The organism is Cryobacterium aureum, from assembly GCF_002954245.1.
In the GTDB taxonomy this organism is placed as follows: Bacteria; Actinomycetota; Actinomycetes; order Actinomycetales; family Microbacteriaceae; genus Cryobacterium; species Cryobacterium aureum.
In genome coordinates this window covers 182,374-197,029 of the sequence record NZ_PPTG01000046.1, presented here as the reverse complement: position 1 = coordinate 197,029, position 14,656 = coordinate 182,374, and the positions used below count along the sequence as shown (strand labels likewise).

Sequence of the window (14,656 nt, the reverse complement as noted above, 5' to 3'; positions counted from 1 at the left end):
GGGGACGGTCGTTGTTGTAGGCCGGACGGTCGGTGCGCGGGGCACGGTCACCATACGACGGACGGTCGTTGTTGCGGTCGTTGTTGTAGGCCGGGCGGTCGGTGCGCGGGGCACGGTCACCGTAGGACGGACGCTCGGTGCGGGCCGGACGGTCGTTGTTGTAGGCCGGACGATCCGTGCGGGGACGGTCGTTGTTGTAGGCGGGGCGCTCGTTGCGCTCGCTGTTGGTGCGGCCACCGTTTTCGGGTCGAACGGAACGCGAGCCATAGGCCGGGCGCTCGCTCGAGGGGCGCTCGTTCGAACGCGCAGCGCGCTCGTCGGCGTTCCAGCGCTGCTTCTTAGGGGCTCCCTCGTCAGCGCGGTAGCCGCGGTGTCCGGGGCTCTTGCTGCCGGCGTTGTTGGAACCGCCGTGGCCCGATCCACCCTTGGCGTACTTGGGATCGAAGTTCTTACCATTACGACCGACGGTAGAGTTGTGCGAATTGCCTTGAGGCATAAAAATATCTCTGGGTTGTGTTCAGTACATGGCAGAACAACATCGCACATGCGACGTAACTGAGAACCCGAGCAATCTTGGTCGGGGCCGTTCACATACAGTGATTTTTCACCAGCGGATTACTGGGAAACCGGCCCAACTTGACTTACAAACCCATCCGCGCACAGCGCGGTGTCAAGAGCCGACTTGTCTACGTTACCGGAAGCTTCCTGAAATGTCACGCACAAGGGTGCACTTGCCTCGCTATATTCTGGTGACATGACCATTTCGATCAATATCGAGCCGCCCCGGCAGGCCGACGTCGAGGCGTTGCTCGCCGCCGGAACCGTGTTCGCGTACTCGCTCTACCCAGTGGAGAACACGTTCCTGCTCAATACTGACGAACTCGAGCGTCCGGGCGTCACCGTGTACGTGGCCCGCGACGCGGAGGGTGCCGCCTGCGGCATGGCCGCTCTGGTTCCGCTGGACTCCCCTGGCACGGCCGAGCTGAAGCGACTGTTCGTGCACTCCGAGGTCCGGGGCCGCGGTGTGGCCGGCCGCCTGCTCGACCGCATCGAAGCGGATGCCGCCAGCCGCGGCATCCGCTCTCTCGCGTTGGAGACCGGCACGCTGCAAGACGCTGCCATGGCGCTGTACCGCGGTCGCGGCTACCAGCAAATCGAGCTGTTCGGCCCGTACATCGGCGAAGAGCTCAGCGTCTGCTTCGCCAAAAGCCTCTGACTAAAGCGGCGCGTGTCGGTGAGGGCGTTCCTGACCACACTGTCGGCGATCGCAGCACCGGGTCGGCCGGCCGCGATTCGGTGGCCGCAGCGGATGCGCCTAGTCTCGAATCGACGAGATACGATCCGGGGGCGTCAGTGACACGAGCACGACGCCCGACCCCGCGCAGCCAACGCCGACTCACCCGCGGGAGCATCGCGCTCATTGCGACCAGCGTGGCGATCGTCGCCACTGGTCTGTTGGCCGGCTTTCGGGTCGACCTGTATGACGTCGCTCCCGACGATCCGGCCGCGCGCGCCAGCGAGCTGACCACCAACGACGTCGTGGGAATCCGCACCTTTATGCCCGGCGACAACGTGACCGTCACGACCGATGTGGTCTACGGCACGCAATCCGACGGCGCGCTGCTCACCCTCGACGTCTGTTCGCCGGCTCCCCCACGATCGACCAGCACCCCCGACCCGTCGGCCACCGCTTTTGTTAACACAGATTCTGTTGACGCGACGGATGCCGACACTGCCGCGACCGTTCTGCCGGGCACCGGCACCGAAACCGAGGCTGCGGAACCGTCGGACGCCACGGCATCCGCTGCTGAGCGAGCACTGCTGCCGGCCGTCATCTCGGTGCACGGCGGCAGTTGGGCCCGCGGCGACAAGGGCAACAGCGACTGGCGGCTGGTCTGCGAATGGCTGGCGAGTGAGGGGTTCGTAACCTACTCGGTGAACTATCGGCTGGTTCCCGACGCCGTCTTTCCGGCCGCGATCGACGATCTGAAGCTCGCCGTGGAATGGGTACGTGACCTGGACAACGCCGAGGAATACGGCATCGATCCCAACCACATCGGGGCGTTCGGCGGGTCGGCCGGCGGCAACCTCGTTGCGCTGCTCGGCACGAGCGGCCGCGGCGCGCTCACGGCCGATGCACGGATCGCCGCAGTGGCCGAGCTGTCGGGGCCGGTCGATCTGCGGGCGACGGGGCTGGTCAATGCCTCCGACGGGCTCACTCGCATCTCCCGCAACTACCTCGGCTGCGAGAACATCAACCGGTGCGCGCAGTCCGTGGAGGCCTCGGCATCGAGTCGGCTCGACCGCAGCGACCCGCCGGTGTTCATTGGCACATCCTCGGACGAGTTCATTCCGTTGAGCCAGTCGACCGACTTCGCGGCTCAGTTGGAGAGCCTCGGCATTCGCACCGAGCTCGTGGTCGTGCCCGGAGACCTGCACTCGATTGGCATCCTCGACGCGGGCATGCGCGCCCGGGTCGCGGCCTTCCTGCACGCCGAACTGGGCTGGTAGACGGTGGCGGCACTCGTTGGTGCTGGGGCACCCCTAGCACCGAGCGCCCGCAGCTGTAACGAGTGCCGCGAGGTCCGTAAGGGGTGCGCGCTCAGCGCGGCCGGCCGCCGATCCGGCGGGACAGCTCCGCCGCAGTCGCCGCCACGGTCTCGGCGAGCGCCGGCCAGTCAGCGTCGGGGAACCGGTCGTGCGCGAAGGTCACCGCGATGGCGGCGGCGGGCCAGCCGGCGTGGTCGTGCACTGCGAGCGCAACGGAGGCGATGCCGGGCGTGATCTCACCGTTTTCGGTGGCGTAGGCATCCGTTTTGACGCGGTCGAGCACGGCTCGAAGTTCGAGCCGGGTGCGCGGGCCGCGGCCGTCGCGCTGTTCGAGCGCAGCCTGGTTCGGGTAGAGTGCGCGCACTTGGGCGGCGGGCAGCGCCGCGAGCAGGGCACGTCCACTCGCGGTGAGGTGGGCGGGCAGCCGCACCCCCACGTCGGAAACGAGGGAAGGGCGATGCAGAGCACGCTCCTCGACCAGGTAGATCACATCACGCCCGTGCAGCACCACGAGGTGTGCGCTCTCCCCGAGCCGGTCGACGAGCTGGGCGATCAGCGGGCGGCCGAGGCGGGAGAGTGGTTCCTGGCGGCTGAACCCCGAGCTCAATTCGAAGGCGGCGATGCCGAGCCCGTAGCGGTGTTCCTCGGGCAGGTGCACCACGAAACCCTCGGCCACGAGCACGTCGAGCAACTGGTACACCGTTGAGCGCGGCAGGCCGAGCGCACTGGCGAGGGCCACCGCGGGGATTGGCCCGCGCTGGGCGGCGAGATGCGTCAGAACGCGCAGTGTGCCCTGCGCGGCTGGAACCTTCGACGCCATCTGCGTTCCCTTCAGAGCGGATGCCTGTGTCCGGTATGCCAGACACCGTCCAGCGTATCGCTCTGTCGCCTGGCTCCGCGAGGGTGTGCAATCGAAGCATGAGCCTTGCAACCACGCCCGAAACCGACCTGACCGACCCGAACGGGGCATCCGCTTCGAGCATTGTTGTGGGAGCCGGAGCACTCTCGTTTGCCGACGTGATCGCCGTTGCCCGCCACAATGCACACGTCACCCTCGACCCGGCCAGTCTCGGCGAGGTCGCGACGACCCGAACGATCATCGATGCCCTCGCGGCCGACACCGAGCCGCACTACGGCATCTCCACCGGCTTCGGCGCCCTCGCGACGACGTTCATCACCAATGACCGACGCGCCCAGCTGCAGGCGAGCCTGGTGCGCTCGCACGCCGCCGGCAGCGGCCCCGAGGTAGAACGCGAGGTCGTACGCGCCCTCATGCTGCTGCGCCTCGGCACCCTGATGACCGGGCGCACCGGCGTGCGGCCGGCCACCGCGGAGACCTACGCCGCCGTGCTGAACGCCCAGATCACGCCGGTCGTGCACGAATACGGATCCCTCGGCTGCTCCGGCGACCTCGCTCCGCTCGCCCACTGCGCCCTCGTCCTGATGGGCGAGGGCCAGGCGCGCGATGCGACCGGCGCGCTGGTCAGCGGCGGCGATGCCCTGGCCGCTGCCGGCATCGCACCAGTCGTGCTCGCCGAAAAAGAAGGCCTCGCCCTGATCAACGGCACCGACGGCATGCTCGGCATGCTCGTACTCGCCCTCGACGACCTCGCCCGCCTGCTCGTGACGGCCGACATCGCGGCGGCCATGAGCGTCGAGGCCCTGCTCGGAACGGATGCCGTCTTCGCGGCCGATCTGCAGCAGCTGCGGCCCCAGCTCGGCCAGGCCGACAGCGCCGCGAACCTGCGCCGGCTGCTCGCCGGCTCGGGCCTGCTGGCGAGCCATGCCGGGCCGGAAGACACGTCTGTGCAGGACGCCTACTCGCTGCGCTGCGCCCCGCAGGTGCACGGAGCCGCGCGCGACACCGCCGCCCACGCCGCCCTGGTGGCCGGCCGCGAACTGGCCAGCGCCATCGACAACCCGGTCGTTACCCTCGACGGGCGCGTGATGTCGAACGGCAACTTTCACGGCGCTCCGCTCGGCTACGTCCTCGACTTTCTTGCCATCGCCTCAGCGGATGTCGCGAGCATGAGTGAGAGGCGCACGGACCGCCACCTCGATGCCAGCCGCAGCAAGGGCCTGCCGCCATTTCTCGCGCACGAGGTGGGTGTGGATTCCGGGCTTATGATCGCGCAGTACACCGCCGCCGGGATCGTGTCGGAGATGAAGCGATTGGCCGCGCCGGCCTCCGTTGACTCGATTCCGTCGTCGGCGATGCAGGAGGACCACGTGTCAATGGGCTGGCATGCCGCCCGCAAGCTGCGCCGTTCGCTCGACGGACTCGGCCGTGTGCTCGCGATCGAGATCATGACCGCCGCTCGATCGCTCGACCTGAGGGCGCCGCTCACCCCGGCGGCGGCGACCGGAGCGGTGCGCGACCTCGTGCGCACCGTGGCCGCCGGCCCTGGGCACGACCGCTTTCTCTCCCCCGAAATCGAGGGGATCGTGGCGCTCGTGGCGTCTGGCGCGGTGCGCTGGGCTGCCGGAACCGGATTGGCATGAAAATTCGGCCAACCTTGTAGCGACCTTGCACAACGCCTCCAACCCGTTGTAAGCACTGCGGTGCCGTGCCATACTTGCGCCACGCTGGCCCGCCCGAGCCGCGTAAATCCATTACCCGAAATGGATCAGGTCCCCAAAATGTTGCCACCCGCCAAACACCGACGCACAGTGTGGTTCGAGCGAGCGAAACCGCGGCGTCGGGCCAGTGTTAAGCGGATGCTGGGACGCCGCGACGGCTGGCTCGCCGCGGTCGTTGTCACGGCACTCGTACTGTTCGGCGCACCGACCGCGGCGAGCGCCGACGGCCTGCCAGCGGATTCGTCGGCCACGCCGACGCCCGTTGTCAGCGCGACGACGGAGCCGGCACCGACGCCTGCGCCGACGCCCGCGCCAATGGCGCCGACGCCAGAACCCGTGTCGCCGCCCATGCCTGACCCCGCACCTGAACCGACCATCGCGCCGACCCCGGAACCGACCGCACAGCCCACACCGGAGCCGACACAGACCCCCACACCGACTCCGACGCCAACCCCGACCGAGGCGCCCGCCCCGGAACCGAGTGATGGTCCCATCCCACCGGTGACGGAGACTCCAGAGCCAACCCCAGACCCGACCACCGACCTGAACCCGGTCACTCCCACCGATGCCATCGCAACGGCAGCACAGGCCGCGGCCGCAGCATCCGCTCAAGCGACGGCACGCGAGGCCGCCGCCCTGGCACTCGCGGCGCAGCGGGCCACCGCCACGCGGGTGGCCGCCGAGCGCGCCGCTGCCCAGGATCTGACCGTGCAACGCGCCGCAGCACTGGCGACCGCACTGACCCGCTCGCAGACCGCGCAGGTCGCGCTGGACACCGCGCACAGCGACCTGGAATCAACGCGGGCGAGCCAGACGATCGCGCTCGGTCGCGCCTCCCTCGTGCACCGCCTCGCTCTCGAGGCCTCGCAGCAGGCGGCCGTCTCACGGCGCAGCTTCGCGGTACTCGCGCGCAAGCTCGCCCAGCAACAAGGCGGCGCCGGCGTTGCCGACGTCTTCCTCGGCGGGCACTCGCTGGGCAACGTGCTCGATCAGCTCAGCACGCTCGACCAGCTGGGCCGCGTCACCGAAAACATCGAGACGATCCAGTCGCGCGCCGAGGCCGACTCAGCGCGCGCCGACCGGCTGAACCGGCAAGATTCCGAGACGCGCGCCGCAGCGAGCACGGTGTCGGTTGACGCCAGCCAGGAAACCCTCGACGCGGCCACGAGCGACTTCGAGGCCGCGGGGGTGGCACTAGTCGCGGCAGCATCGCTGGCGGCTACCGCAGCCGCCAGCCTGGCCGCACTCGACGTGCGCCCGATCATTCGCACCGACGTCGGCCAGCTCAGCGCGCAAGGTTGGGCCAACCCGGTGCACGGTGCAATAACGGATACCTACGGGCCACGCCCGACTCGCCCGCTCCCCGGAGTCGGCGCGTTCCACTACGGCACCGACATCGGGGCGAGCTGTCGGGCACCCGTTTTTGCAGCCACGTCGGGAATCGTGCGGGCAGCGGGCTCCGTGGGGAGTTATGGCAACTGGATCCTGATCGACCATGGGGAGGGGGTGCAGACGGGCTACGCCCACCTCGCCAGCGGTGAAACCCTGGTCGCTGCCGGTGATCGGGTTACCCCCGGCCAGCAGATTGGCAGCGTCGGCAGCACCGGCCTGTCCACCGGCTGCCACTCCCACCTCGAGGTTCGGGTCGACGGCGTGCGCATCGACCCGCAGCCATTTTTCCTGAACCGCGGCGTCGTTCTCGGAAGCTGACGGCATCGTTTTTGATGCCGAGGCGGGCCATTCTGGCTGTGCGTATCGAGGGTGCCGTGCATAACCGCGGAGACTCTACCCTTCGACGGCGAGAATGGACAATTTCGCGGCTGCCGCTCGGAATTTCCGCACTTGTGAACAGCACCCCGACGAAACCAGCCGCCCCTGGCCGAATTCAGCCGGCCCGACGCACCGCCCGCCGCTCGCGCGTGCCCTCAACCAGCAGGTAGAGCACCGGCAGCACGATCAGGGTCAGCACGGTCGACGAGACGAGCCCGCCGATGACCACGAGGGCGAGCGGCTGCGAGATGAATCCGCCGTGACCGGTGAGGCCGATCGCCATCGGCAGCAGGGCGAAGATCGTGGCGAGCGCCGTCATCAGAATGGGCCGCAGCCGCCGACTGGCACCGGCCACGAGGGCGTCGGGCACCGAGAGACCGCGCCGCCGGTACTGGTTGACCAGGTCCACCAGCACGATCGCGTTGGTCACGACGATTCCAATCAGCATGAGCACGCCGATGAGTGACGGCACCCCGAGCGGGATGCCGGTCATAACCTGCAGTGCAATCGCCCCGGTCGCCGCGAACGGCACCGACACGAGCAGCAACAGCGGCTGAAGCAGTGACCGGAACGTGGCGACCATCACGATGTAGACGATGAGGATGGCCACGAGCATCGCTACGCCGAGCTGCGCAAAAGCCTCGGCCTGGTCGGCGCTCACCCCGCCGAGGGTCGCGGTGGCCCCGGTCGGCAGCGTCGTGTCGGCGAGCATCTGGTTCAGCTGTGCGTTCGCCGTACCCAGGTCATCGCTCGCAGGGGTCGCCGAAACGGTCGCCGTGCGCAGCCCCTTCGCCGTCGTGAGCGTGCTCGGACCCTCGACCTGTTTCACGGTCGCGAGGGTATCCAGGGCCACCGCCCCGGTACGGGTGGGAATCTGCAGGGTCGCGAGTTCGGCGCTCGTCGTCGGCGGTGACTGCGCCGACAGGTACACGGTGAGGCTGGTCTCGTCGATCACGATCGAGCCGATCGCGCTCGGCTGCATGGCCTGCGACACCAGCGTTCCGAGGGCGAATTCGCTCAGGCCGACCGCGGCCGCCGCCTCCCGATTGACGGTGATGGCAAGGTACGGCAGCGAGGCGGCGAGGGTGCTCGCGCTCTCTTTGATGGCGGCGAGTTTCTGCACCGCGCTGAGAATGGAGGTGGTCGCGGCTTCAAGGTCGGCATCCGTTGCGGCCGTGATATCGACGGCGATGTCGGACGAGGCCCCGAAACCGCTCGCCGCAGCCACCGAAATCTCGCCGACGTCGCCCAGTTTGGCCAGGGCCGTGCGCGCGTTATTTTGCACCGCATCAGCGTTGGCGCCGTCGGCGGTGGTGATCGAATAGGTGACCGCGCTCGAGGTGGGCGCCCCGCCGCGGAACGCGCTCGCGGCGCTCCCTCCGCCGATCGAGAGCTGCACGATGTCGATTCCGCTCAGGTCACGCAGAGCTTTTTCGACCGAAGCGGATGCCGTATCCTGCGCGGCCAGGCTGCTGCCGACCGGCAGCGTTTGCGTCACCCGGAAGGTGTTCTGTCCGGTGGATCCGAGAAAGTTCACCTTCATGAACGGCACGAGCGCGGCTGTTCCGCCGAGCACGAGCACGGCGAGCAACAGTGTCGCGACGGCGTGTTTGAGGGTGAACCGAATCACCGGCAGGTAGCCCTTCTGCAGCCGCCCCGGGTTCTCGCCGGCCTCGGCGGCCGCCGACAGCCCTGTTGGCCGGTCCGGCGCCAGCCCGGTCGTAGCGGATACCGCGGCTGCATGCCGCGAGTGCGCTGCGGTCACTGCAACGGCCACGGGCACCGGTACCGCGTCCGACCCGGTCGGCCTGACTTCGTCTGCCGGGTCGGCGGGGCTCTCCGCGGCGGCCACGACGGCCTTCGGCACGCGCAGAAACCAGTACGCGAGCACGGGCACGATGGTGAGCGACACGAGCAGTGAGGCCAGCAGAGCGATCGTCACGGTGAGCGCGAACGGTCGAAACAGCTCGCCGGTTGACCCTCCCACGAAGGAGATGGGCAGGAACACGGTGACCGTCGTGATGGTGGACGCCGTGATGGCCCCGGCCACTTCACGCACGGCGAAGACGATCGTGACCGCCCGGTCGGCGCCCGCGACGAGGTGACGCTTGATGTTCTCGATCACCACAATGGAGTCGTCGACGACCCGGCCGATAGCGATGGTGAGCGCGCCGAGGGTGAGGATATTGAGCGAATACCCCACGCTCTGCAAGCCGATGAAGGTGATCAGCACCGACGTCGGAATCGAGATCGCGGTGACGAGCGTGGCGCGCACGGAGAGCAAAAACAACAAAATCACGATCACCGCGAAGACGAGGCCGAGCAATCCTTCCTGGGTGAGCGCGTCGATCGACTGCTGAATGAACGGCGCCTGGTCGAACACGACCGTGAACGTCGCGGGCGCGACGGCCGCCTCGAGCTGCGGCAAAATCGCGCGCACCGCCTTCGACACGTCAACGGTGTTCGCGGCGGGAACCTTGGTGACGGCGATGGTGAGCGCAGGTTCGCCGTTCACCCGGGAGATGCTCGTGACCGGGTTCTCGGCGAGGACGACCGTGGCGACGTCGCCGATGGTCGCGGGGGCGGCATCCGCTGTGCTGGCGGTGAAACCGGTTGCGCTGGTCACGAGCGGCAGTGCGGCGATGTCGTCGACCGACCCGAGCTTTGCGCCGGCCTGCACCGACAGCGCCGTGTCGCCCTCGGTGATGGCGCCGGCCGGAATGAGCGACCCGTTCTGCTGCAGCGCATCCCGCAGGTTTTGCGTGCTGAAGCCGCGGGCGGCGAGCTCGTCGGCGTTGGGCGTGATCGTGACGCGGCGTCCGATATCGCCGACCAACGCGGCTTCGCGCACGCCGGCCACGTCGCGAATATCGCCGAGCACGCTGCGTTTCAGCTGGTCGGCGAGGGCCACGGTATCACTCGAGGCGACCGCGAGGGAGATCACGGGGAAATCGTCGATGCTACCGCTGATCACCTGCGGGTCGACATCGGCCGGCAGAGCGTTTTTGATGCGGTTGATAGCCTGATCAATGCGGGATTCGGCCTTGACCAGGTCTGTGCCGTAGGTGAAGGTGGCGCTCACCAGCGACGAGTTCGTGTTGCTCGTCGTCGACGTCGTTTCGAGGCCGACGAGCCCCTGAATGGCAGTCTCGATCGGGGTCGAGACGTCGTCGTTGACGACCTGCGGCGATGCCCCCGGATAGCTGGTGGACACGAGCAGCTGCGGCAGTTGCAGCGACGGGATCAGCTCCTGCTTGAGGCCGGTCAGGGCCAGGCTGCCGAACACGGCAGCCACAATGGTGATGAGGGCGATCAACGCCCGATTCTTCATGCTTACTACCGCAAGAAAATGCACCCGCTCAGTATGCCAGTGCGCGCCGGCCGCACGGGTCAGACCACTTCGGCCAGGTACCCGGTATCGATAAATGGATGCTGCAGCAGCGACCCCCAAGCGGCCTCCAGCGCGTCGACGGCCCGGTCGGTGTCCGCAACGGAGTGCGAGAACGGTACTCGCAGGAACCGCTCGAAGGCACCGTCGAGGCCGAACCGCGGACCGGCCGGCACGAGCAGGCCGTGGCTGCGCGCGGCGAGCGCGAGCTGCGAACTCACGGGGCTGCCGAGGTTCACCCAGGCGGTGATTCCGCCGTCGACGTGCGGCACCTGCCAGTCGGGAAAGGTCTCGCCGAGACGGCGTTCCAGGTGGTCACGGCCCACTCGCAGCAGCTCCCGGCGTCCGGCCAGGATGGCGGGCATCTCGGCGAGCAGCCGCGTCACGATGAGCTGTTCGAGAATGGGGGTACCGAGGTCGTTGGTGCAGCGGGAGGCCGCAAGCTTGCTGATGAGCGCCGGTTCGGCGCGGATCCATCCGATGCGAATGCCGCCCCACACGGTTTTGCCCACCGAGCCGACACTCACCACGCGCGGAGCCGAACGCACGTCGGTGCAGGCCGCGAACGGCGGAAACTCGCCCTCGCGGTCAATGTCGAGTTCGGCGATGGTCTCGTCGATGATGAGCATCGTGCACGCGTCGGCAGCGGCGGAGGCCACCCGTTCGCGTTGCTCGGCGGGCATGCTTTGGCCGGTGGGATTGTGAAAGTCGGGCATGAGGTAGCCGACGACCGGGCTGCTGCGCTGCAGGGTCTGCAGCAGGCCGGCTTCATCCCAGCCCCGGGTGTCCGGGTCGTCCTGCGGCCCGCCGACCGACACGTTCACGGCGGCGAGGCGGGCACCGGCCGCACGCAGGGCCTCGGCCGCGTGCGGATACGTCGGCGTTTCGATCAGGGCGCGGTCTCCCCGGCCCACGAGCACGCGGGCGAGGAGGGCGATGGCGTGCTGGGCACCGAGGGTCACCATGACCTGCTCCGGCGCGGTGGGCAGGCCGCGAGCGGTGTAGCGGTCGGCAATGGCGACCCGCAGCTCGGGGATGCCCACGGGGTCGAAACCGGAGTCACCCAGGTGCCGCGGAAATTCGGCGGCGGCGTGAGCTGCGGCATCCGCCAGCCCGGGCAGGGCCGGCATTGTGGCCTTGCTGAAATCGAGGATGCCCTCGGCGTCCGGAGTCGGGCTCGGGGTGCCCGCCAGCGGCAAACGCACGACACTGCCCGAACCGCGCACACTGCGCAGGTAACCCGCGTCGCGCAGTTCGCGATAGGCAGCCGTCACCGTGGTTCGACTCACGCCCAGGCGCTCGCTCAAGTCACGTTCGGCCGGCAGGCGGCTGTCAGTGGGGATCCGTCCGTCGAGGGTCAGCAAGCGGATGCGATCGCTCAACGCACGATAGGCGCTCGCTCCGCCGCGCCACTCGCCCAACAGGGCGTCGAGACCCCGCGCACTCAGGTGGTTCTCACTCATGAGGCCACTCTAGTCAGATTGGCCTCTTGATAACAGGCCAGTTATGCAATTGGATTGGCAACTATGACACGTCGAATCACGCAACTACTTATTGGCCTCTTCCTCTATGGAATCGGCATTGCTCTGATCGTGCGCGGCGGCATAGGCGTTGCCCCCTGGGACGTGCTCACCCAGGGCATCGACAACCACACCCACCTGGGCTTCGGGCTGATCACCATTCTGACCAGCGCCGTCGTACTCCTGCTGTGGATTCCGATTCGGCAGAAGCCCGGCTCCGGAACACTTCTGAACGCCGTACTCGTCGGGCCGGCAGCGGATGTTGGGTTGTGGCTGATTCCCGCCGACCTCGACCTCTGGGCGCGCATCCTCCTGTTCGCCGTTGGCCTCCTGACCATCGCCGTCGCCACCGGCCTGTACATCGGTGCTCACTTCGGCCCCGGCCCGCGCGACGGCCTGATGACCGGTCTGCACAAGCGCACCGGCTGGAAGATCTGGATCGTGCGCACCGGCATCGAAGTGATCGCCCTTGGCATCGGCTGGGCGCTCGGCGGCAACGTGGGAATCGGAACCCTCCTGTTCGCCGTGCTGATCGGCCCCCTCTGCCAGCGCACGCTGCCGTTGTTCGCGATCAAGCGCCCCGTCATCGCCGCCGAGCCGATTCTTGAGCCCGCGCCGTAGCCGAGAAGCCTATAGGTTCCGCTCTGCAAACCGAAGCATCGCGTCCCGCACGAATTCAGTGCCGACCTGACCGCCGTAGTTCGCCGCGAACCGCTCGTCCGCCACGTACATCTCGGCGAGCCCCACGAAGTATTCCCGGGCCAGCCCCGGTCCTTCCCCGCCCGGCGTTCCCGGGATGGCCCGGAGCCATTCGAACTGCCGCTGCGCTAAGTCCTGCGCTTCGTCGCCGCCCGGGTCGATGCCCCGCACGGCTGCCGCCTGCCAGTCGGCACCGAGTGACTGCTGGCTCAGCTTCCATGCGGCTTTCTCCGCCGTGGACGTGCTGCCCCACCAATGGTCGCCTTGGCGGTAGGCATCCGCTCCCCCAGCGTTGCTCGACCTCCTCGCGATCCTTGGTGTGGTCGAAACCGTCAAACATGTTCTCGGCCATGAGTTGCTCTTCTCCGTTCAGCGTGTCAATCGTGTTTATGGGCCAGTCCATATCGCTCCTGCCGGGTTGCTCCCACCAGAGGACTTGACGCTACGTCAAGGTCAAGCGCTCGTGTCGGTGCGGCGGGGTACCGTTTATGGCATGGCAACGTGGCGAGAAATTCAGGCGGATTCCCCGCAATTCGCGTCAAGGGTGCGCGCGCTATTCGATGCGGGCACCAACAAGACAATGGCCTCTCTGCGCCGAGATGGTTCCCCGCGGATCAGCGGCACCGAACTGGTTTTCGACACCGAGCGCATCACTCTGGGCATGATGCCCGATTCGCTCAAGCTGCACGACGTGCTGCGGGACCCGCGGGTCGCCATCCACTCGCCCACCCTGGAACCATCGGCCGGGCAACCGTCAGACTGGGCCGGCGACGCGAAGCTGGCCGGCGAGCTGGTCGGGACCGAGCCAGCACTAGGGGATCCACCCCGCACGTCGAGCTTCGAGGTAAACGTACACGAGGTCGTGCTCACCTACATCGACCCCGACAACACCCATCTGGTCATCGAGTCCTGGCATGAGGGCAGAGGGTGGCAGCGAATCAACCGGCTGTAGGCCCGCAGAACTCGGTGATCGTGCCGGTCAGAATGTCGGCGAGCGCGCGCACCGACTTCGCGTCGGCCCACTCGGTATCGGCGTGCAAGCCTTCGCCGTCGGCGCCGAACACCACGCAGGGAATGCCGGCTTCGAGAATGAGCCCGGCGTCGGTCCAGAACGGTTCGCCGCGCGTTTTCGCTGGTTGCCCGAGCACGCGCTCGGCGTTCGCGGTGAGCGCCCGCACGATGGGCCAGTGCGGCTCGGCTTCGAAGGCCGCCCGGGCCACCAGCCGGGTGAGCGTGAACTGAAACTGGGGTTCGTCAACGGCCAGCTCGGTGAACAGGGCGCGCAGCTCGGCCTCGATACTGTCGGGGGACTGGCCGGGCAGCATCCGTCGTTCCAGGGTGAGCACGCAGCGGGCCGCGACGGTGGCAGCATCGTCGCCGCCAGCGATCTTTGACACCCGCACGGCGCCGTGACCGAGCGTGGCGTGGGCCGGTTCCGAGTTCAGTCGCTGGCGCAGTCCGTCGAGGGCGGCGAGGGCCAGCCCTGCATGCCAGATGGCGTCGACGCCGAGCTCGGGCTGCGAGCCGTGTGCGGCCAGGCCGGCCAGTCCGAGCTCGAACCAGGCGAAGCCGCGATGCGCGGTGGTGAGTTCAAGGCTGCTCGGCTCGATCACCAGGGCGGCGTCGGCGCTTACTGTGCGCAGCACCTCTTCGGTGCCGATGCTGCCGAATTCTTCGTCGGCGACCAGCGTCACGATCACGTCGCCGGCCAACTCGCCAGCGGATGCCCGCGCCGCCGCCACGAGAATGGCCGCGAGCCCGCTCTTGGTGTCGACGGCTCCGCGCCCGTACACCCGGCCGTCCCGTCGCGCGCCGCTGAACGGGTCGCCAGCGTAGGTTGCGACACCGACCGTGTCGAGGTGGGCGTTGAGCATGAGCGAGCGGCCGGCGCCGCTGCCGCGCTTCACGCCGACGACCGACGGGCGCCCGGGAGTCTCCTCCAGCACGGTGACCTCGAAACCCTGCTGGCGCAGCCAGCCACCGCACCAGGCCGCGATCTCGGCCTCCCCGGCGGCTCCCGGCACGAGGTCGGGGTTCACTGAATCGATGCGCACGAGCTGCTGCAAAATCGCGACGGGGTCGCTCTCCGGGGGTAGACGAGTCATCCCTAAAATCTAGGCCCTCCCGCGAGAGCGGGAAAATCGCTGCT

General features: G+C 68.1%; 11 protein-coding genes and 1 pseudogene. 6 read left to right on the top strand and 6 right to left on the bottom strand.

Features of this window, described 5'->3' with window-relative positions; genetic code table 11:
• Positions 1-496 (bottom strand): annotated as a pseudogene (locus CJ028_RS16820) (DEAD/DEAH box helicase); the annotation flags it as partial.
• A 258-nt stretch (positions 497-754) separates the two neighbouring features.
• Between CJ028_RS16820 and CJ028_RS16815 the strand changes: the two are divergent.
• Together CJ028_RS16815 and CJ028_RS16810 are read left to right on the top strand one after the other, a co-directional pair.
• Entirely contained in the window at positions 755-1,216 is a 462-nt protein-coding gene (locus CJ028_RS16815) for a GNAT family N-acetyltransferase (protein WP_105036364.1), read from the top strand.
• Between the two features lie 137 nt (positions 1,217-1,353).
• Positions 1,354-2,511, top strand: coding sequence for an alpha/beta hydrolase (locus CJ028_RS16810; RefSeq protein WP_105036363.1), 1,158 nt, complete (start codon positions 1,354-1,356; stop codon positions 2,509-2,511).
• Between the two features lie 91 nt (positions 2,512-2,602).
• Here the strand turns inward: CJ028_RS16810 and CJ028_RS16805 are convergent, their stop codons facing one another.
• Complete coding sequence (locus CJ028_RS16805) at positions 2,603-3,370, bottom strand: IclR family transcriptional regulator (protein WP_105036362.1); 768 nt, start codon at positions 3,368-3,370, stop codon at positions 2,603-2,605.
• 98 nt (positions 3,371-3,468) lie between these two features.
• On the opposite strand from CJ028_RS16805, the gene hutH reads away from it, so the two are divergent.
• Both hutH and CJ028_RS16795 read left to right on the top strand, forming a co-directional pair.
• On the top strand, positions 3,469-5,052 hold the full coding sequence (hutH, locus tag CJ028_RS16800) for a histidine ammonia-lyase (RefSeq protein WP_105036361.1): 1,584 nt from the start codon (positions 3,469-3,471) through the stop codon (positions 5,050-5,052).
• A gap of 216 nt (positions 5,053-5,268) precedes the next feature.
• Positions 5,269-6,840, top strand: coding sequence for a M23 family metallopeptidase (locus tag CJ028_RS16795; protein ID WP_105036360.1), 1,572 nt, complete (start codon positions 5,269-5,271; stop codon positions 6,838-6,840).
• A 175-nt stretch (positions 6,841-7,015) separates the two neighbouring features.
• On the opposite strand, the gene CJ028_RS16790 is transcribed toward CJ028_RS16795, so the two are convergent.
• Both CJ028_RS16790 and yczR read right to left on the bottom strand, forming a co-directional pair.
• Complete coding sequence (locus tag CJ028_RS16790) at positions 7,016-10,255, bottom strand: efflux RND transporter permease subunit (RefSeq protein WP_105036359.1); 3,240 nt, start codon at positions 10,253-10,255, stop codon at positions 7,016-7,018.
• A gap of 35 nt (positions 10,256-10,290) precedes the next feature.
• Positions 10,291-11,751, bottom strand: a complete 1,461-nt coding sequence (gene yczR / locus CJ028_RS16785; RefSeq protein ID WP_105036358.1) for a MocR-like transcription factor YczR — start codon at positions 11,749-11,751, stop codon at positions 10,291-10,293.
• Positions 11,752-11,814: 63 nt separating this feature from the next.
• Between yczR and yczE the strand changes: the two genes are divergently transcribed.
• Positions 11,815-12,429, top strand: coding sequence for a membrane protein YczE (yczE, locus tag CJ028_RS16780; RefSeq protein WP_105036357.1), 615 nt, complete (start codon positions 11,815-11,817; stop codon positions 12,427-12,429).
• 9 nt (positions 12,430-12,438) lie between these two features.
• Here yczE and CJ028_RS16775 read toward each other — a convergent pair whose 3' ends face one another.
• Positions 12,439-12,843 carry a TipAS antibiotic-recognition domain-containing protein gene (locus CJ028_RS16775; RefSeq protein WP_105036356.1) on the bottom strand — a complete coding sequence of 135 codons (405 nt, stop codon included), beginning with the start codon at positions 12,841-12,843 and terminating at the stop codon, positions 12,439-12,441.
• Positions 12,844-13,000: 157 nt separating this feature from the next.
• On the opposite strand from CJ028_RS16775, the gene CJ028_RS16770 reads away from it, so the two are divergent.
• Positions 13,001-13,459, top strand: a complete 459-nt coding sequence (locus CJ028_RS16770) for a pyridoxamine 5'-phosphate oxidase family protein (protein WP_105036355.1) — start codon at positions 13,001-13,003, stop codon at positions 13,457-13,459.
• Here the strand turns inward: CJ028_RS16770 and CJ028_RS16765 are convergent.
• Positions 13,446-14,612: a M20/M25/M40 family metallo-hydrolase gene (locus CJ028_RS16765; protein WP_105036354.1), complete on the bottom strand. Its 1,167-nt coding sequence runs from the start codon at positions 14,610-14,612 to the stop codon at positions 13,446-13,448. The genes CJ028_RS16770 and CJ028_RS16765 overlap by 14 nt on opposite strands.
• Positions 14,613-14,656 lie beyond the last annotated feature (44 nt).